Raw genomic sequence first — 19259 nt, 5'->3', positions numbered from 1 at the left:
TGCCTTATAATATCTAATGTCGCGGCATTCCCCGATAGCTCAATGGTAGAGCGCCCGGCTGTTAACCGGTAGGTTGCAGGTTCGAGTCCTGCTCGGGGAGCCATTGCTGGGCCTATAGCTCAGTTGGTAGAGCAACCGGCTCATAACCGGTCGGTCGCTGGTTCGAGTCCAGCTGGGCCCACCACTATCCAGTCAGGAGAGGGCGATTAGCTCAGTTGGTTAGAGCGCTTGCCTCACATGCAAGAGGTCACAGGTTCGAGTCCTGTATCGCCCACCAGCATAGATTACAAGCCAGGCTAAGGCCTGGCTCTTTTGCTATTATCAGGGAGGAGATCGAAGTGAAGTTAGTTTTGTTTGATCTGGATGGGACTTTGACGGAATCCCATCCGGGAATCATTAACTCAGTTCAATATGCTTTAGCCAAACTGGGGATAGAAGAAAAAGAGCCGGAGCGGCTGGTAGCCTTTGTAGGGCCGCCTTTGCGACAATCTTTTCAGAAATTCTACGGCTTAAGTGAAGCGGAAGTAGACCAGGCGGTGACGTTTTACAGGGAATATTTCCGGGAACGGGGTATGTATGAAAACCGGGTTTATGCCGGTGTGCCGGAATTACTGGCCGGGTTAACCAGGAGTGGCCGTCGCCTGGCAGTAGCCACTTCCAAGCCTACCCTTTTTGCAGAAAAAATACTGGCTCATTTTCAGCTAGACCAGTATTTTGCTGCGATTGTAGGCAGTCATCTGGATGGCAGCCGGGTCAATAAGGGTGAAGTGATTCGTGACGCGCTGGGACTGTTTGCAGTTGAACGGGACCAGGTGTTGATGGTGGGGGATCGGGAGCATGATGTGATTGGGGCCCGGGAAAATGGTATTAAAGTCATTGCAGTTACATACGGTTATGGTAGTGTGGCAGAGCTGACAGCGGCTAGGCCTGACTTTCTGGCTGCTTCGGTGACGGAGTTACGCCAGTTGCTGCTGTGATTGGCCTCTCGCCGGAGAGTGTGATATACTTGGTATGAGAAAGGGTGTGAGAGGAAGTGTGGCAAACGTTTACTAACTGGGTTATGGAGGAAGTGGCCCGTTATGGCTATCTGGCAGTATTCATTGGAATGGTGCTGGAGAGTGCCTGTATACCCATACCCAGTGAGATTATCATGCCCTTTGGGGGCTTACTGGCGGCCCGGGGACAACTCAACTTCTGGTGGGTAGGGCTACTGGGGGCACTGGCCAATGTGGTTGGCTCCTGGCTGGCCTATCTGGCAGGACGTTTTGGGGGCCGTGCGTTTATCGAGAAATACGGCAAATATCTGCTGATTTCCCGCCATCATTTGCAACTGGCTGATCGCTGGTTTGAGGAAAAGGGAGAAATAACGGTGTTTGTTACCCGTTTATTGCCTGGTATTCGGACTTTTATTTCATTGCCGGCAGGGATAGCCAGGATGGATTTTCTGCGCTTTACTCTTTATTCTCTGCTAGGAGTTTTGCCCTGGTCCTATTTTTTAGCTTATCTGGGCTATCTGCTGGGAGAAAACTGGGATAAGCTGACAGCTTATCTTCATACCGCCAATTATTTCCTTTTAGGTACAGCCCTGCTGGTAATAGCGCTCTTGTATTTATGGCAGAAAAAACAACGGCGGAGGTAGCAAAATGGAGCTTTCCCGACGGTTAGAGGCCATTGCCAGAATGGTACCGGCTGGGTCGGTTCCGGCCGACATCGGTACCGATCATGCCTATTTACCCATCGCGCTGGTGGCAGCGGATCATTGCCCCCGGGCAATAGCCGGTGATGTACACCGGGGACCATATCAACTGGCAATGGAGAGAGTGATTAAGGCTGGCTTACAGGACCGTATCTCTGTGCGTTTGGGCGATGGTTTAACCATTCTCCGTCCGGGTGAAGCAGATGGGATTATTATCGCTGGCATGGGCGGCCAGACGATGATTCAGATTTTGACTGCCGGTGCGATGGTGCGGGAAGCCTGTAGTTACCTGATTTTGCAGCCGATGACGGATATTCCCCTGGTACGGGAACAACTGGCAGCCTGGGGCTGGTTTGTTCTGGATGAAGAGTTGTTGCAGGAAGAGGGCAAGTTTTATCAAATTATTAAATATGGGCGCCAGGAAAAACACTGGCCGCAGCCTTTTTCATCCCGGATTACCAGAGTCTTTGGGCCGGCGCTCTTGGCCCGCAAACATCCCCTTTTACTCCCTTATCTGGAGAAGCTGAAAAATGAGACCCGCAAGGTACTGACTGCCCTGGGACAAACTCACAGTCCAAAGGTGCTGGCCAGAAGCAGGGAAATGGAAAAATTCCTCGAACAATTGGGGGAGGTGGAAGCATGGCTAAAATCGGGCAAATCATCAGCTGGATAGAAGAACTGGCTCCCCGCAAATTGGCGGCGGAATGGGATAATGTGGGCTTAATGTTAGGGGATCCAGGGGCTGAAACAGATAAAGTGCTGGTGGCCCTTGATTGCACACCGGCCGTAGCAGAAGAGGCTATTGAGCAAGGAGCCGGGTTACTGGTAACCCATCACCCTTTGATTTTCAAACCTTTGAAAAATCTTCGCTTTGATACGGCGACTGGCCGGTTGCTGGCTCGTTTGATTCAAAATAACATTGCTGTTTATAGTGCCCATACCAACCTGGATAGTGCTGAAAAGGGGATAAATGCCACTTTGGCCCGGGCCCTGAACTTGCAGGATATTCAGGTGCTGGAACCCGGCTGGAGGGAAGAGTATATTAAAATTGTGGTGTTTGTACCGGCTGGCCATGAGGAAGCAGTGCGGCTGGCGATGGCAGAAGCCGGAGCTGGTCATATCGGCAACTATTCCCATTGCACTTTTCAAACCCAGGGTACCGGAACTTTTTTACCATTAACTGGCACAAATCCTTATCTGGGACAGGTAGGGCAACTGGAACGGGCAGAGGAATACCGGCTGGAAACCATTTGTCCCAAAAGCAAACTGAAACGGGTTTTGCAGGCCATGCTGAAGGTTCATCCCTATGAGGAAGTGGCCTATGATCTTTATCCTCTCCTCAATGAGGGCCCGGCTCTGGGACTGGGGCGAATTGGACTTTTACCCCAGCCCCTGACCCTGGCTCAGCTGGCAGCCAGAATCAAGGAAATTGTGTCGGTTGCCCGCCTGCGGTTAGGTGGTAGTCCAGAGCAAACCGTGAAAAAAGTCGCCCTCTGCAGCGGCTCAGGGGCTTCTCTGGCAGCCCGGGCAAAAATGCAGGGAGCTGATGTTTTACTCACTGGAGATGTCAAGTACCATGAGGCTCAGGACATGCTGCAGATGGGGTTGAGTTTTATCGATGCCGGGCATTTTGCCACTGAAGCCTTCTATCTACCCTACTGGGTACGGGAATTACAGCAGAAGGCCGCCGGCGCCGGGGCGATTGTAGAAATCATTCAGTCCACCAGGGAAAAGGAACCCTGGCAGGAAATATAGGAGGCTTAGTCATGAAGGCAATTCTGTTTACCGATGGTGGCTCCCGGGGCAATCCCGGTCCAGCGGGTTGCGGCTGGGTACTGCTAAACCCGGAGGGAGAGGTGCTGACCGAAGGCTGTCATTTTCTCGGGCTGGCAACCAATAATGTAGCTGAATATACGGCTTTGATCAAGGGACTGGCAGCAGCTCAGGCCCTGGGGGTGACTGAGCTGGTGGTGAAGGCTGATAGTGAACTGATGATTCGTCAGCTGAAAGGAATCTATAAGGTTAAAAATGAGGGTTTAAAACCTCTCTTTGCCCGGGTTAAGGAGCTGGCCCGAAATTTTCGCCAGGTCACTTACCAGCACATACCGAGAGAACAGAACCAGCGGGCCGATGCTCTGGCCAACCAGGCCATGGACAGGCAGGCGAGTTTTGAAGCTTGAGAAACCAGAGAAACCGGGGGAGGAAAACCAATGGCACAAGCGGAATTAAAACAGGGGCTGGCAACAACTATCACAGTTGCTGATTATCTAAAACAACAGCATATTATCCCTCGTTCCCCTATTGTAGCAGCCAAAGTCAATAATTTACTAAAACCCCTGACAGCGGAAATTGACCCGGAGCAGGATAAAATCGAATTCGTAGATTTAACTTCTGATGAAGGTTTGCGCATTTACCGCCGCAGTCTTTATTTTTTGTTAACCATTGCTGCCAAACAGTTATTTCCCGAGTGCCAGATCAGCATCGAACATTCCCTGGGTGCCGGGGTCTATTGTGAATTCCGGCCCGCCTGCCCCCTTGACCTCGAAGATGCAGCGCTGGCTCTGGAAAAAAGAATGCGGGAACTGGTCGCTGCCGACTTGCCTTTTACCACCTGGAAAGGCAGTAAAAAAGACGCTTATCAGATTTTATTACAGCAGGGGCACACTGATAAAGCCCGGATTTTACGGAATCGTGTTAGAGGTGAGGTGGAATTAGCCAGGTTTGGAGAGATCTATGATTATTTTACCGGTTTTCTGGTGCCCAGCACCGGCTATTTAACCGTTTTTGGCCTCAGACCCTATCTGGAGGGGTTTGTCTTACAGTTACCTGATAAACAAAACCCCTTCCAGGTGGTGCCCTTTTACGAACAGAAAAAACTGGCTCTGGTTTATGATGAAAGCAAAGACTGGATTCGCAACCTGGACTTACATAATGTGGAAGATATCAATAAAATCATTGGTTCCGGGCAGTTTGCCGACCTCGTTCTGGTGGCAGAAGCCAGACATGAAAAGAAAATCAGCGAAATTGCGGAGGCTATTAGTGCCTGCTGTGAACAGGCCCAGCTGGTACTGGTGGCCGGGCCCTCTTCTTCAGGCAAGACCACCTTTACCCAGCGCCTGCGTATTCAGTTGCTGGCCAGTGGCATCAAACCCCTGGCCATCTCCCTGGATGATTATTTTGTCAATAGAGAAGATACACCGAAGGACGAAAATGGAAATTATGATTTCGAGAGCATAGATGCCCTGGATTTGCCCCTCTTTAATCAGCATCTGGTCCAGCTGCTGGCTGGTGAGGAAGTGGAAATTCCCAGATTCAATTTTGTTACAGGCCGCAGAGAGTGGACCGGGAACAAACTGCAGCTAAAACCCCGTCAGGTTCTAATCATCGAAGGTATTCATGGTTTGAATGAGCGGCTGACGGCTCAGGTGCCATCCTCTCAGAAAATTAAGATCTATGTGAGTGCTTTAACCCATGTCAATATTGACAAAACCAATCAAATCCATTCCTCGGATATCCGCTTGCTGCGCCGCATTTGCCGCGATGCCCAGTTCCGGGGTAGTCCGGCGGCCAGAACCATTGCCATGTGGCCCGCAGTGCGGCGGGGGGAAGAGCGCAATATTTTCCCCTTTCAGGAAGAAGCAGATTTCGTTTTCAATTCCGGTCTGGTGTATGAGCTGGCAGTGCTGAAGAATCTGGCTGAACCTCTTTTGAAGCAGATCACTCCTGACCAGGCAGAATACAGTGAGGCAGTACGTTTGCTGGAGTTTTTACGTTATTTCCTGGCAGCACCGGCAGATGTAGTTCCAAACAATAGTGTTTTGCGGGAATTTATCGGTGGATGCTGTTTTTACCACTAATGGTTAATAGTTTTTCTTGTCAAAGAACTATCGTTCATGGTATTATTTCTTATGCGAGTAAACCGGATGGTCGCGGGAATAAAGGCCGAAAGGCGGATTCCTGAGGAAAGTCCGAGCTCCATAGGGCAGAGTGCCGGATAACGTCCGGTGGAGGCGACTCCAAGGATAGTGCCACAGAAACAAACCGCCTGGCTGAATAGAGGCCGGAGTCCTCGAGGCCGGAGCCCATGAGCCAGGTAAGGGTGGAAAGGTGAGGTAAGAGCTCACCAGCGGTTAGGCGACTAACCGGCTCGGTAAACCCCACTCGGAGCAAGACCGAATAGGGGAGCGTGAAGGCTGGCCCGGCCTGCTCCCGGGTAGGTTGCTAGAGGCGGCTGGCAACAGTCGTCCCAGATAGATGACCATCCTCGACAGAACTCGGCTTACAGGTTTACTCGCAATCCAAAATGAAACTTAGAGACCAATCCGGAGTGGATTGGTCTCTTGTTTTTTATAATGACTTGCATATTTTGAGAAGATTATATATACTACTATTAGTACCAGGTAATAAGAGAAGGTGCTTATTGATGGAAAGACCTTTGAAAAAAGATGAACGTCAGCAGTTACTGGCAGAACATATTCGGCATTCACCCTTCAGTACCGATGAGGAACTGGCCCAGCTCTTTGGGGTGTCGGTTCAGACCATCCGCCTGGATCGGCTGGAACTGGGTATCCCGGAAGTAAGGGAACGCATGAAACAACTGGCAGAAGGACAATGGAGCAAACTCAAGGCGCTGGCAGACACGGATCTAGTCGGGGAGCTGATCGAGCTGGAACTGGGTAAAAAGGGACTATCCCTCCTGACTATTGAGAGCAACATGGTTTTCAGCCGTACCGGGATTGCCCGGGGCCATCTGCTCTTCGCCCAGGCTAACTCCCTGGCCGTAGCGCTGGTGGATGCGCCGCTGGCTCTAACCGGGACTGTCCGGGTTTCTTTCCTGCGCCCTGTCCGGCTGGGCGAGCGGGTTATCGCCCGGGCCGAAGTAGTAAAAATCAAGCAAAACCGCTATTATATTCAGGTAACATCTTCGGTTAAAGGCCAGGATGTTTTAAAAGGCCTGTTTGTTGTATTTGCCCTGGAGGATGATGCTAATGAAAATCGTAGTTGATGCAATGGGCGGGGATCATGCTCCCCGGGAAATAGTAAAAGGGGCAGTGGCTGCGTGCCGGGAGCTCAATCTGGGTATAATTCTGGTAGGTCCGGCTGAACAGCTGCGGGAGGAAATAACGGCTGCCGGTGGGGATGGACTGATGATTGAAATTGTGGATGCACCGGAGGTAATCGGGATGGATGAACATCCCGGCCAGGCAGTCCGGAAAAAACGCAATTCCTCACTGGTTGTTGGCGTGAAACTGGTGAAAGAAGGAAAGGGGGCAGCCTTTGTATCTGCCGGTAATACCGGTGCCGCCATGGCTGCTAGTTTGCTGGGCTATGGTCGTATTAAGGGGATTAACCGGCCGGCTATTGCCACAGTCATGCCGACCCTGACGGGCCGCTGTCTGGTGCTGGATGTAGGGGCTAACGCCGAAGTAGATGCCAGTAATCTGTTGCAGTTTGCCTGGATGGGCAGTATATATGCAGAAAAAATCCTGGCTATCCCTAATCCCAGAGTGGGTTTGTTGAATATCGGGGAGGAAGAGAGCAAAGGGACTCCGGTAGTGCAGGAAGCCTACCAGTTACTGAAACAGCAGTCAGGACTAAATTTTATAGGCAATGTGGAAGGGCGCGACCTGCCCATGGGAGTGGCTGATGTCGTTGTCTGTGATGGTTTTACCGGTAACGTAGTATTGAAACTAGCAGAGGGATTAGCCAGAGCTTTGCTGGGTATGATTAAAGAAGCAGCTGCGCAGTCCATCCTGGCCCAGGTGGGTGGATTACTGATGAAGCCAGCTTTTACTGCCCTGAAGGAAAAAATGGATTACCGGGAATATGGTGGTGCCCCATTACTGGGCTTACAGGGAATAACTATCATCAGTCACGGCAGTTCTGATGCCCGGGCGATTAAAAATGCTATCAAAGTAGCAGCGCGTTGTGTTGAGCAACAAGTAACAGAAATTATTAGCCGTTTAGGAGATGAGTACGATGAGGGAAAATAAACTGAGAGCTACCATTGCCGGCATCGGTGCTGCTGTGCCGGAACAGATCTTGACCAATTTCGATCTGGAGAAAATGGTGGATACTAATGATGAATGGATTCAGACCCGAACAGGGATAAAGGAACGGCGGATTGCCCCTGAGCAGATGGCCACTTCCCATCTGGCCATCGAGGCAGCCCGGGAGGCCCTGGCCCAGGCCCGGCTTTCCCCGGATGAACTGGACCTTATTCTGGTGGCCACTGTGACCCCTGACTATCCCTTTCCAGCTACAGCTTGTTTGGTGCAAGCTGCCCTGGGGGCCAGCCGTGCAGCAGCCATGGACTTATCGGCGGGATGTACCGGCTTTATCTACGCTTTAACGGTAGGAGCCCAGTTTATTGAGACCGGTCTTTACCGGAATGTGCTGGTGATTGGGGCAGAAGTACTGTCCCGGATCATAGATTGGACTGACCGCAATACCTGTGTGTTGTTTGGTGATGGGGCCGGAGCGGCAGTGCTGACCCCTGCACAGCCCGGTTATGGGTTCTTATCCTTCGAACTGGGGGCTGATGGCGGCGGGGCTGAATTGCTGTATATGCCGGCAGGCGGAAGCCGCCAGCCCATTACTCCGGAGGTACTGGCTCAGCGACTCAACAAGATTTATATGAATGGCCGGGAAGTTTTTAAATTTGCAGTGCGCATTATGGGAGATGCAGCAGATGCGGCTATTCGCAAAGCAGGCCTAACTTATGCCGATATAGATTATTTTATACCCCATCAGGCCAATATCCGCATTATTGAAGCTGCTGCTAAACGCCTGGAATTACCTATGGAAAAAGTTCATGTTAATGTTGATCGCTATGGTAACACATCAGCAGCTTCCATTGGCCTGGCACTGCAAGAGGCGGTAGCAGCAGGGAAAATTTCTTCAGGCGACTATGTGGTTCTGGTCGGTTTTGGCGCTGGACTGACCTGGGGAGCGATCACCCTGCGCTGGGGTTAAAACGGGAGAGGAGGGAAAAGAATGTTATTCAAAACTCCCTTATGTGATTTACTGGGAATTGAATATCCCATTTTCCAGGGAGGTATGGCCTGGGTGGCTACTGCCGAACTGGCAGCCGCTGTTTCCGAAGCCGGTGGACTGGGAATTATCGGCTCCGGCCATGCTCCGGCGGAGTGGGTTCAGGACCAGATTCGCCAGGTTAAAGAAAGAACCAGTAAACCTTTTGGTGTCAATGTGATGCTCATGTCCCCTCATGTCAAAGAGGTGATGGAGGTTATTGTCCGGGAAAAAGTGGCAGTGGTGACTACCGGAGCGGGAAATCCCGGGGTTTACATGCCAGCTCTGAGAGAAGCCGGGATCAGAGTGATTCCGGTGGTGGCCTCAGTGGCCCTGGCCCAGCGCCTGGAACGCCAGGGGGTGGATGCCATCATCGCCGAAGGTACGGAGTCCGGCGGACATGTGGGAGAATTGACGACCATGGCTCTGGTACCCCAGGTGGTAGATGCAGTCAGGGTACCGGTAATAGCTGCTGGCGGTATTGCTGATGGACGGCAATTTCTGGCGGCTCTGGCCTTAGGAGCTGTCGGGGTACAAATGGGAACCAGATTTATGTGTGCCAGTGAATGTACCATCCATCCCGCAGTTAAAGAACAAATCCTTAAGGCTAAAGACCGGGATACAGTAGTTACCGGGCGTAGCACCGGGCATCCGGTCCGGGTAATCAAGAATAAGCTGGCTCGTCAGTTTGAGGAAATGGAAAAGCGCTGTGCCCCGCCGGAAGAGATTGAAAAACTGGGAGTAGGCAAAATGCGGGCGGCCATGATTGACGGAGATGTGGAATATGGCTCCCTGATGGCCGGGCAAGTAGCAGCGATGGTCAAGAAAATTCAACCTGCTGCTGAAATCATCCGGGAGATTGTGCAGGAAGCTGAAGCTGTCCACAGCCGGCTGAGGGGGTTGGGAGGATGAAACTAGCTTTTGTCTTCCCGGGCCAGGGTTCCCAGTATGTAGGAATGGGCAAAAACCTGGCTGAGACTTATCCGGAAGCAGCAGCTGTCTTTCAGGAAGCTGATGCAGTCCTGGGCTTTAAGCTTTCCGAACTCTGCTTTAACGGTCCGGAAACGGAACTGGTAAGAACAGCCAACACCCAGCCGGCTTTGCTCACAGTCAGTGTAGCTGCATTAAGGGTACTGGCCAATGCAGGGATTCAACCAGCAATGGTAGCTGGACACAGTCTGGGAGAATATTCAGCTCTAGTAGCAGCAGAAGTGCTGTCCTTTGCTGATGCTCTACGGCTGGTGCGGCGGCGCGGGGAACTGATGCAGGAAGCAGCACCTCCGGGAACCGCCGGAATGGCAGCGATCCTGGGCCTGGAGAGGGAACAGGTAGTAGCTGTCTGCCGGGAAGCTGAAACCCTGGGAGTAGTTGAACCTGCTAACTTCAATTGCCCCGGGCAGATTGTAATTGCCGGGGAAAAGGCGGCTCTAGAAAAGGCTATGGAGCTGGCCAAAGCCAGAGGGGCCAAACGGGTGGTGACTTTAAATGTCAGCGGACCTTTTCACTCCAGCCTGATGTTACCGGCTGCCAGGGGCCTGGCTCCTGCTCTGGATGAGGTAGAGTTTTATCCACCGCAGGTGCCGGTAGTGGTCAACGTTTCCGGGCGGATCTTGACAGATCCCAAAATGCTGAAACAATCCTTATTGTTACAGGTGCAAAAATCCGTACTCTGGGAAGATTGCATCCAGACCATGGTGGCAGCTGGAGTGGATATATTCGTTGAGGTAGGAGCTGGAAAAGTTTTAAGCGGATTGATTAAGAAAATAAATAAAGGGGTCAGGGTGTTTGCCGTGGAAGATGCAGAATCTTTCCAGCGCACCCTTGCAGAGTTGCGGGAGGTTGGATAAAATGGTGCTGGAAAACAAAGTTGCCCTGGTAACCGGTGCCTCCCGGGGCATTGGGCGCGCCATCGCTCTGGCTTTTGCCCAGGCCGGAGCTGATGTGGTGGTGAATTATTCCGGCAGTGCAGATGCTGCGCAAGCAGTAGTGAATGAAATCAAGGCCATGGGCCGTCGGGCCCGGGCGGTACAGGCCGATGTCTCCCAGCCTGAACAGGTAGAAAACATGGTGAACCAGGTGCTTTCAGATTTTGGACGCATCGATATCCTGGTCAATAATGCCGGGATAACCAGAGATGGTCTGCTTTTGCGGATGAAACGAGAAGACTGGCAGCGGGTAATTGATATCAACCTGACCGGGGTCTTCCTCTGCACCAAGGCGGTTCTAAAGCCGATGATGAAACAGCGTTCTGGCCGTATCATCAATATTACTTCAGTGATCGGCCTGACAGGTAATGCAGGCCAGGCCAATTACGCAGCTGCCAAGGCAGGGATTATCGGCTTTACCAAATCGGTGGCCAGGGAAGTGGGCAGCAGGGGAATTACCTGTAATGCTATTGCTCCTGGGTTTATCCAGACGGATATGACCGGGGTGCTGGGGGAAAAGGTCAGGGAAGAGCTGCTGGCTCAGATACCCCTGGAACGGCTGGGTCAACCGGAAGATGTAGCCGCTGTAGCCTTATTCCTGGCTGGACCGGCGGCCAGTTACATCACCGGTCAGGTTATAAATGTAGATGGCGGCATGGTCATGTAGTTGGGGAAGGAGGTGAATGGAAGCGATGGCAAGCGTATTTGACAGAGTAAAGAAAATTATCGTGGAACAGCTGGGTGTCGAAGAAGAGGAAGTAACCATGGAAGCAGCTTTTATCGATGACCTGGGAGCTGACTCTCTGGACATCGTAGAGCTGGTCATGGCCTTTGAAGAGGAATTCGGACTGGAAATTCCTGATGAAGATGCGGAAAAAATCCGCACTGTTGGTGATGCTGTAAACTACATCAATGAGCGCCAGTAGTGGTGCAAGGCGGAAAAGTCCCGTAGCCTGCTGCGGGACTTTTTTAAAAAAGATTGGAGGCGCAGACAACCGTGAAACTGCCGGAGCTGAAAATTGGACATCTAATCGCCCCTGTGCCCATTGTCCAGGGCGGCATGGCGGTGCGCATATCCACCGCTCCTTTAGCTGCTGCAGTAGCTAATGAAGGCGGAATTGGCCTGATAGCCGGGACAGGTATGAGCATAGAAGAGCTGAAAGCTGAAATACGTAAGGCCCGGGACTTGACCCGGGGCATTATCGGTGTTAATGTGTTATTTGCAGCCAGAGAATTTGCCAGTCTGGTCAAGGCAGCCATAGAGGAAGGAATTGACCTGATAGTTTCTGGTGCAGGCTTTTCCCGGGATATGTTTGCCTGGGGTAAAAGCAGTGGAATACCGATTGTACCCATTGTCTCCTCTGCTCGGCTGGCTGTGATGGCAGAAAAAATGGGTGCCGCTGCTGTGATTGTCGAAGGAAAAGAAGCAGGGGGACATCTGGGAACCGAGCGTTCCATTCGGGAAATCTTACCGGAGGTGAAAAAAGCCGTCCACATTCCGGTGATTGCAGCTGGGGGGATTGTGGATGGAAAAGATATAGTGGAGGCTTTCCGCCTGGGCGCAGATGGGGTGCAAATGGGAACCAGGTTTGCGGCCAGTGTGGAATCCAATGCTTCCGATGAGTTCAAGCAATTATATTTAAAATCCCAGCATGAGGATGTTATTCTGGTCGACAGCCCTGTGGGCTTGCCGGGACGTGGTTTGAAAAGCACTTTTACGCAGAAACTGGCTGCCGAAGGCGGAGCTCCCATCGAAAAATGCGTTAATTGCTTGAAAAAATGTTCCCGCCGTTTTTGCATTATGGCGGCTCTGACCGAGGCTACCAGAGGTGGAGATTTTAGTAAAGCCCTGGTTTTCTCCGGAGAAATGGTGGAAAAAATCAAAGAAATTTTGCCGGTAAAAGAGATTTTCCGCCGGCTGCTGGCTGAAGTGGCGGAAATAAAGGAAGAGGTGAAGACATGAAAAAAAGGGTAGTTATAACAGGACTGGGGATAATTGCCCCCAATGGCCTCGGTAAGGAAGAATTCTGGACCAATATCAAAAATGGCGTCTCCGGCATCAAGGCGGTTACCCGTTTTGACGCATCCGCTTTGCCTACCCGTATTGCTGGACAGGTAGATAATTTTGATCCCCAGCAGTGGATTGATAAGAAAGAGGCACGGCGCATGGATCGCTTCAGCCAGTTTGCTGTTGCAGCCACAGCTATGGCTATACAGGATGCTGGTCTGGACTTAGAACAGGTGGATAAAAAAAGGGTAGGTGTAATTCTGGGCTCCGGGATTGGCGGCATGGAAACATTTGAAGAGCAGACCCGGGTCTTGCTGGAAAAGGGACCCAATCGGGTTAGTCCTTTCTTCGTGCCGATGATGATTGCCAATATGGCAGCCGGTCAAATTGCTATCCAGTTTGGTTTTCAGGGGCCCAATATCACTACTGTGACTGCCTGTGCTTCTTCTACCAACTCCGTTGGCGATGCTTTCAAGCTTGTGCAACGGGGTGATGCTGATGTGGTGATTACCGGGGGTACAGAAGCTCCCATTACTCCGCTGGCTTTTGCCGGTTTTTGTGCCATGAAGGCCATGTCCACCCGCAATGAAGAGCCGAGCAAAGCCAGTCGTCCCTTTGATATAGAGCGCGATGGCTTTGTCATGGGCGAAGGAGCTGGGATTCTGGTACTGGAGACTCTAGAACATGCTCTGGCCCGTGGAGCCCGGATTTATGCTGAAGTGGTCGGGTATGGTTGTACCTGTGATGCCAGTCATATTACCGCTCCAGACCCGGAAGGGGCTGGAGCAGCAGCGGCTATGGCCCAGGCGCTGCAGGATGCGGGCTTACGACCGGAGGAGATCAATTATATCAATGCCCATGGCACTTCCACGCCTCTAAATGATAAATGCGAGACCATAGCGATTAAGCAAGTTTTTGCCGAACATGCCTATCGGTTGGCGGTCAGTTCCACTAAATCCATGACTGGCCATTTGCTGGGTGCAGCCGGGGGAATCGAGGCAGCTATCTGCGCTCTGGCTATTGCCGAAGATTTTGTACCACCCACCATTAATCTGGAAAAGCCTGATCCGGAATGTGACCTGGACTATGTACCCAATCAGGGACGGCAAATGCCGGTGGAAGCGGCTCTCTCCAATTCCCTCGGGTTTGGTGGGCACAATGCGACTATTATTCTAAAGAAGTTCCGGGGGTAGAAACAATGCAGGGAGATCCACGCGCTCTTGCGGCTCTGGTAGAACAACTGGGCTTTACCTGGAATAAACCTGAATTGCTGACCATTGCCTTAACCCATACTTCCTATGCCAATGAACGCAAGCAGAGACAGGAACACAACCAGCGGCTGGAGTTTCTGGGAGATGCGGTGCTGGAACTGGTGGTCAGCGATTACCTGTATAATACCTATCCTGATTACCCGGAAGGGGTACTGACCAAAATCCGGGCTGCTTCGGTCTGTGAGCCTTCTCTGGCCGCTGTGGCCCGGCGCTTGAATCTAGGACAGTGCCTGGCAATGGGTAAGGGAGAAGAAAAGAGTGGAGGCAGGGAAAGGCCTGCCGCTCTGGCCGACGCCTTTGAAGCTTTGACCGGTGCGATCTATCTTGATCAAGGCTTTACACGGGCCCGGGCCTTCGTATTGCAGCAGCTGAAGGATACAATAGATCATTATGCAGCCCAGGGTGGACAGCACGGGGACTTTAAGTCCGAGTTGCAGGAATGGATTCAGCAATACACCCAGCAGGAACTGCATTATACTCTGCTAAAGGAAGAAGGACCGGACCATAATAAAGTTTTTACCGCAGGTGTGAGTATCGGCGGGCAAGTTTGGGGCGTGGGCCAGGGTAAGACCAAGAAGGAAGCAGAGCAGGAAGCAGCCCATGAAGCCCTGATTAAGCTGCGGGATCAGGGTGCCTGGAAAGGATTGAAGAAATAAATGGCGAAACAACATATTTTGCCCCTTTTTATTCCGCAGCTGGGCTGTGGACAGGCTTGCAGTTTTTGTAACCAGCACACTATAACTGGCCGGGTCAAACCTCTTTTACCAGAGGATTTGCCCGGCCTTTTACCCGCTGGACCGGAACCGGTGGAACTGGCTCTATATGGTGGCAGTTTCACTGCCCTGCCTTTAAAAGTGCAGGTGGCCTGGTTGGAGAGCCTTCAGCCCTGGCGGCAGCGGGGCAAAATCAGCACTATCCGCCTCTCCACCCGGCCGGATGCCATTAACCTTGAGCAAATGCTATGGCTGAAGAGCTACGGGGTCACCACGGTGGAGCTGGGAGTGCAGTCTCTGGATGACCAGGTGCTGGCCCGGGCAGGCAGGAGATACAGGGCAGCCGATGTTATTACAGCCATTCTCGCCGGGCATGTTGCTGGTTTAAAAATCGGTATCCAGCTTTTGCCGGGGCTGCCGGGAGAGACACCCCAAACTGCAGTGGCAGGAGCCAGACGACTGGCAGCGGTAGCTCCTGACCTGGTCAGAATTTATCCTCTGGTAGTGCTGGCCGGGACGCCGCTGGCCCGGGAGCTGGAGGCCGGCACCTTTCAGCCCTGGGATTTTGCCCTGGCGGTGGATACAGCGGCCAGGTTGAAAATTATTTTTCAATCCCGGGGCATTCCGGTGATCCGGATAGGGTTACAGCCTGGTCAGGATTTGGTGCCTGGTAGTAGCGTGCTGGCTGGCTGTTATCATCCGGCATTAGGACAAATTGTCGATAGCCGGATTTTCCTCTGGTTGCTGGAAAGCTTGCTTCAGCAGGGAGTAGATCCTAACCAGCCCCTATTTGTCAATCCTCGTGATTTTTCTAACCTGCGGGGTCAGCATGGTGTTAATCTTTGTTACTTAAGCAGGAAATTTAACATAAAACCACGAATTTTAGGAGATGGCTCTTTGCCGCGGGGAACAATTCGGTGGGGAGATAAGTTGATAGACTGGAGTGATGAAGCCCTTGTTGCTAAAGCGCTTGGAGATTCAGGGGTTTAAGTCCTTTGCTGATCGAGTGGAACTGGCTTTTAACAGTGGTTTAACAGTGATTGTTGGTCCCAATGGCAGTGGTAAGAGCAATATAGCTGATGCCATCCGCTGGGTGCTGGGAGAGCAAAGCGTAAAAAACCTGCGCGGCTCTCGCCTGGAAGATGTGATTTTTTCCGGTTCCGTGAAGCGCAAACCGGTGGGTATGGCGGAAGTTTCCCTCACTCTGGATAACAGCAATGGCCGCTTTCCCCTGGAGTTTAATGAAATTACAGTAACCCGGCGGGTCTATCGCAATGGCGAGTCGGAGTTTTTGATCAATAAGACTCCCTGCCGCCTGAAAGACATCCATGAGCTGTTTCTGGATACCGGGCTGGGACGGGATGCCTATTCCATCATCGGTCAAGGCCGGGTGGAAGAAATACTGAATGCCCGGCCGGAAGACCGGAGGTCAATCATCGAGGAAGCTGCCGGGATTGTACGTTATCGCATGCGCAAACTGGAAGCGGAAAAAAAGCTGCAGGAAACTGAGGTTGACCTGGTCAGGGTGGAAGATATTATCAGCGAACTGGAAGGACAGCTGGAACCGCTGGCCCGACAGGCTGAAGTGGCGGAAAAATATCTGGCCTACCAGCGGGAAGAACAGGAGCTGGAAATCGGTTGTCTGGTAAGGCAGGGCCAGCAGGTGAGAGAGAAACTGGCTGAGTTGCAATGCCAGGTTCAGGAATTGGAAACAGCCCGGGAGGAAGCCGCTGCTGCCCTGGCCAGGGTGGAAGCGTCCCGGCAAAAGTTTCAGCGGGAATTAGAACCCCTGGAGGCGGAATTACAGGCTATTCAGGATAAATATACCAGCTTGCTTTCGGAAGGAGAACACACCCAGGGGCAGCTCCAGGTCCTTTCTACTCAGAAGCAGGGACGGCGGGAACAAGCTACCCTGTTACGACGTCAGCTGGAAGAAATCGAGACAGAGCTGGCAGACAGTGGTGAAACGGCAGCGGCTGATGCCCTGCTGGTGCAGCAGCTGGAAGGAAAACGTCAGCAATTGCAATCTGAGCTGGCCGCCGTAAATGAGCGGGCAGAGAGTTTGCAAAAAGAATTGGATACCATCAGGCAAGCCCTGGTTAGCCAGAAGGACAGCTCGGCTCAAGCTTTAAATGAGCTGACCAGACTGGAGCAACAGCAAACTGCCGGGGCAATTCGCCTGGCTGGTCTCAGAGAGAAGATTGAGCACTTGCGGAATCAGATACAGGAAATTGATAGAGCTATAACGACCTGGCAGGCCCGGGAAAAACAGAGTCAAAAATGGCAGCAAGAGCTAGAACGAGGAAGGCAAGAACATGAAAGTCGACAGGTTGGCCTTGCGCAGAGCAGGAAAGAGATGGAGGCAGAATTGGCCCAGCTGGAAGAGATTTTTAACCAGAAACAGCAACAATGGCAACTCCTCGCCTCTAAAGCCAGGGTCTTAGCTGATATGCAACAGGATTATGAAGGCTACCAGCGGGCAGTAAGAGAATTGTTATTGCGTCGCCAGAGAGGCGAACCCGCCTGCCAGGAAATCTGCGGAGTAGTGGCTGAGCTGTTACAGGTGCCCCAGGAATACGAAATTGCTGTTGAAGTGGCACTGGGCGGTGCTTTGCAGTATCTGGTAACAGAAACGGATCAGGGAGCCAAGCAAGCTATTGAATATCTGAAGGGCCATAACCTGGGTAGAGCCACTTTCCTGCCCTTAAACACTGTTACCGCTTCCACTTTACGAGAGGAGGAAAAGGCAACACTTCTCAAACGGCCAGGGGTAATTGGGATTGCGGCTGACCTGGTGAGTTATGCGGAAAAATACCGGCCGGTGATCAATAATTTATTGGGCCGTATTATTGTCTGCCAGGACCTGGATGCTGCTCTAGGGCTGGCCCGGGCCACCGGTTTTCGCTATCGGATTGTGACACTAGCCGGGGATATGTTAAACCCCGGGGGTTCTTTGACTGGTGGTTCCTATCAGCGTCGCAATGCCAATTTGCTGGGGCGGGCCCGGGAACTGGAGGAAATAAACCAGGCAGCTAAACAGGTCAACGGAGAGCGGGAAGAACTGAGAAAACAGATTGAGAAAATCCGCTCCAGCCTCAGGGAAAATCAGAAGCAAAAGGAGGAACTGGAAACCAGGACGGCAGAGCTAAGGCTCAAACTGGTTGAAGCCCAGCGTGACTGGCAGGAGGCGAGAAGTAGATGCCAGGAGCTGGAAGAACAGCGAGAGCAGCTGCTTCAGAATCTGGAGAGCTGTCAGCGGGAATATACTCAGGTCGAGCGTGAATTGGATTCTCTAGCCAGAAAGGCAGCCGAACTGGAAACAGTCCGACAGGAGACGGGTAATGCTATCGAAGCTGAAAACATCCGGCTGGCAGAGCAGGAAAAAGCATTGCAGAATCTGATGGCGCGTCAGACTGAGCTGAAGGTGGAATTGGCCCAGGTAGAGCAACAATTAACCGGTCTTAAAACTATAGATGTACGTCAGCGTCTGGAACGGAGACGGCGCCTTCAGCAGCTGGAGCAAATCCAGCGGGATCTAGCCGTACTGGAACAGGAAGGCGAAGCATTAGAACAAAGAAAGAACGAGCTGGCGGAACACTGGGCAAAACTGCAGCAGGAGACGGAAAGGGTCAGAGAAAAACTGCTGGAACTGCGCCAAAAGCGGCAAACCATGCAAATAGAGGAAAGAAAATTGCTGGAACTGTGGCAGTCCAGCCAGGAGCGGTTGCAAGAACTGGAACGGACTGCCCATCAGCTGGAGCTGAAACGTACCCGCCAGGAGGCCGAATGGGAAAATATTACCCAGCGCCTCTGGGATGACTTTGGCATGGTGTTTAACCAGGAACAGGTTATCGCCTATCAAGGTCTTGATTTGAAGCAAGCAATGCGCCGAATCAAGGAATTGAAGGCCCTGATGGCAGAACTGGGACAAGTCAATATCGGTGCGATCGAGGAATACCAGCGCATTCAGGAACGATATACTTTCCTGCAAAACCAGGCCCAGGACTTGAAAGAAGCCAAGGCTGCCCTGTATGATGTGATTGCCGAAATGGAAGCTATAATGGCTCAGCGTTTTGCCGAAACGTTTGCTCAGGTAGCTGAACATTTTAGCCGGGTATTTACGGAATTATTCGGGGGAGGTCAAGCCCGTTTGCAGTTGACTGATCCTGAGAATTTACTGACTACCGGGGTGGATATAATCGCTCAGCCACCGGGCAAAAAAACCCAGCAGCTTTCTCTGCTTTCCGGGGGAGAGAAGGCTCTGACTGCCATCAGCTTGCTCTTTGCTATCCTGGAAGTACGGCCTAGTCCCTTTGTGGTCCTGGATGAAATCGAGGCAGCCCTGGATGAGGCCAATGTTGCCCGTTTTGCTGAATATGTCAAAAACTTTAGTGACCGGGTACAGTTTCTGGCGGTTAGCCACCGCAAAGGGACAATGGAAGCGGCAGACATTCTGTATGGGGTCACTATGGATGATTCCGGCAGCAGTAAAGTTCTGGCCCTGGAAATGACCCGTTGAACAGCCATTCAATAAGCTGAATGGCTGAACTGCAATGAATAAGAAAAATCAAAGATTTTAAAAAAGCAGTCATTTCCACAGGTGAATGGCTGCTT

Annotated in this window: 18 protein-coding genes, 3 tRNA genes and 1 other RNA gene; all 22 read left to right on the top strand. The window is 52.0% G+C overall.

Annotation, left to right across the window (positions count from 1 at the left end):
* The first annotated feature begins 28 nt into the window (after nucleotides 1–28).
* Nucleotides 29–103, top strand: a tRNA-Asn gene (locus B5D20_RS05025).
* 5 nt (nucleotides 104–108) lie between these two features.
* Nucleotides 109–184: transfer RNA gene (locus B5D20_RS05020), tRNA-Ile, on the top strand.
* A 16-nt stretch (nucleotides 185–200) separates the two neighbouring features.
* Nucleotides 201–277 (top strand) — tRNA-Val (locus B5D20_RS05015).
* Between the two features lie 61 nt (nucleotides 278–338).
* Nucleotides 339–977 (top strand): HAD family hydrolase, encoded by a 639-nt coding sequence (locus B5D20_RS05010; RefSeq protein WP_159071836.1) that lies wholly within the window; start codon nucleotides 339–341, stop codon nucleotides 975–977.
* Nucleotides 978–1033: 56 nt separating this feature from the next.
* Complete coding sequence (locus tag B5D20_RS05005; RefSeq protein ID WP_242946601.1) at nucleotides 1034–1639, top strand: DedA family protein; 606 nt, start codon at nucleotides 1034–1036, stop codon at nucleotides 1637–1639.
* 4 nt (nucleotides 1640–1643) lie between these two features.
* Nucleotides 1644–2369, top strand: coding sequence for a tRNA (adenine(22)-N(1))-methyltransferase (locus B5D20_RS05000; protein WP_078665133.1), 726 nt, complete (start codon nucleotides 1644–1646; stop codon nucleotides 2367–2369).
* On the top strand, nucleotides 2336–3451 hold the full coding sequence (locus tag B5D20_RS04995) for a Nif3-like dinuclear metal center hexameric protein (RefSeq protein WP_078665132.1): 1116 nt from the start codon (nucleotides 2336–2338) through the stop codon (nucleotides 3449–3451). Before B5D20_RS05000 ends, B5D20_RS04995 begins: the two co-directional genes overlap by 34 nt.
* A gap of 11 nt (nucleotides 3452–3462) precedes the next feature.
* Nucleotides 3463–3876 (top strand): ribonuclease HI family protein, encoded by a 414-nt coding sequence (locus tag B5D20_RS04990; RefSeq protein ID WP_078665131.1) that lies wholly within the window; start codon nucleotides 3463–3465, stop codon nucleotides 3874–3876.
* 30 nt (nucleotides 3877–3906) lie between these two features.
* Nucleotides 3907–5553 carry a nucleoside kinase gene (locus B5D20_RS04985; RefSeq protein WP_078665130.1) on the top strand — a complete coding sequence of 549 codons (1647 nt, stop codon included), beginning with the start codon at nucleotides 3907–3909 and terminating at the stop codon, nucleotides 5551–5553.
* Between the two features lie 54 nt (nucleotides 5554–5607).
* Nucleotides 5608–5994: RNase P RNA component class A (gene rnpB, locus B5D20_RS04980), an RNA gene on the top strand.
* Between the two features lie 125 nt (nucleotides 5995–6119).
* On the top strand, nucleotides 6120–6701 hold the full coding sequence (fapR, locus tag B5D20_RS04975; RefSeq protein WP_078665129.1) for a transcription factor FapR: 582 nt from the start codon (nucleotides 6120–6122) through the stop codon (nucleotides 6699–6701).
* Nucleotides 6685–7689: a phosphate acyltransferase PlsX gene (plsX, locus tag B5D20_RS04970; protein ID WP_078665128.1), complete on the top strand. Its 1005-nt coding sequence runs from the start codon at nucleotides 6685–6687 to the stop codon at nucleotides 7687–7689. Before fapR ends, plsX begins: the two co-directional genes overlap by 17 nt.
* Complete coding sequence (locus tag B5D20_RS04965; protein ID WP_078665127.1) at nucleotides 7676–8671, top strand: beta-ketoacyl-ACP synthase III; 996 nt, start codon at nucleotides 7676–7678, stop codon at nucleotides 8669–8671. The genes plsX and B5D20_RS04965 overlap by 14 nt, the downstream gene beginning before the upstream one ends.
* Nucleotides 8672–8692: 21 nt before the next feature.
* The gene (fabK, locus tag B5D20_RS04960; RefSeq protein ID WP_078665126.1) at nucleotides 8693–9640 is read left to right on the top strand and encodes an enoyl-[acyl-carrier-protein] reductase FabK; all 948 of its coding nucleotides are present in this window, start codon (nucleotides 8693–8695) and stop codon (nucleotides 9638–9640) included.
* On the top strand, nucleotides 9637–10575 hold the full coding sequence (gene fabD / locus B5D20_RS04955) for an ACP S-malonyltransferase (RefSeq protein ID WP_078665125.1): 939 nt from the start codon (nucleotides 9637–9639) through the stop codon (nucleotides 10573–10575). Before fabK ends, fabD begins: the two co-directional genes overlap by 4 nt.
* Nucleotide 10576: 1 nt before the next feature.
* Complete coding sequence (gene fabG, locus B5D20_RS04950) at nucleotides 10577–11320, top strand: 3-oxoacyl-[acyl-carrier-protein] reductase (protein WP_078665124.1); 744 nt, start codon at nucleotides 10577–10579, stop codon at nucleotides 11318–11320.
* Between the two features lie 25 nt (nucleotides 11321–11345).
* Entirely contained in the window at nucleotides 11346–11579 is a 234-nt protein-coding gene (locus tag B5D20_RS04945) for an acyl carrier protein (protein WP_107754271.1), read from the top strand.
* Nucleotides 11580–11650: 71 nt separating this feature from the next.
* The gene (locus B5D20_RS04940) at nucleotides 11651–12616 is read left to right on the top strand and encodes an NAD(P)H-dependent flavin oxidoreductase (protein WP_078665122.1); all 966 of its coding nucleotides are present in this window, start codon (nucleotides 11651–11653) and stop codon (nucleotides 12614–12616) included.
* On the top strand, nucleotides 12613–13854 hold the full coding sequence (fabF, locus tag B5D20_RS04935; protein ID WP_078665121.1) for a beta-ketoacyl-ACP synthase II: 1242 nt from the start codon (nucleotides 12613–12615) through the stop codon (nucleotides 13852–13854). Before B5D20_RS04940 ends, fabF begins: the two co-directional genes overlap by 4 nt.
* Nucleotides 13855–13859: 5 nt before the next feature.
* Nucleotides 13860–14588 carry a ribonuclease III gene (gene rnc, locus B5D20_RS04930; RefSeq protein WP_078665120.1) on the top strand — a complete coding sequence of 243 codons (729 nt, stop codon included), beginning with the start codon at nucleotides 13860–13862 and terminating at the stop codon, nucleotides 14586–14588.
* Nucleotides 14589–15635 (top strand): elongator complex protein 3, encoded by a 1047-nt coding sequence (locus tag B5D20_RS04925; protein WP_078665119.1) that lies wholly within the window; start codon nucleotides 14589–14591, stop codon nucleotides 15633–15635.
* Nucleotides 15604–19164 (top strand): chromosome segregation protein SMC, encoded by a 3561-nt coding sequence (smc, locus tag B5D20_RS04920; RefSeq protein WP_159071837.1) that lies wholly within the window; start codon nucleotides 15604–15606, stop codon nucleotides 19162–19164. Before B5D20_RS04925 ends, smc begins: the two co-directional genes overlap by 32 nt.
* Nucleotides 19165–19259: the final 95 nt, after the last annotated feature.

The organism is Carboxydocella sporoproducens DSM 16521 (genome assembly GCF_900167165.1).
Lineage (GTDB): Bacteria > Bacillota.
The sequence above is the reverse complement of the archived record's forward strand: the minus strand, read 5'-3'. Positions and strand labels throughout refer to the sequence as shown.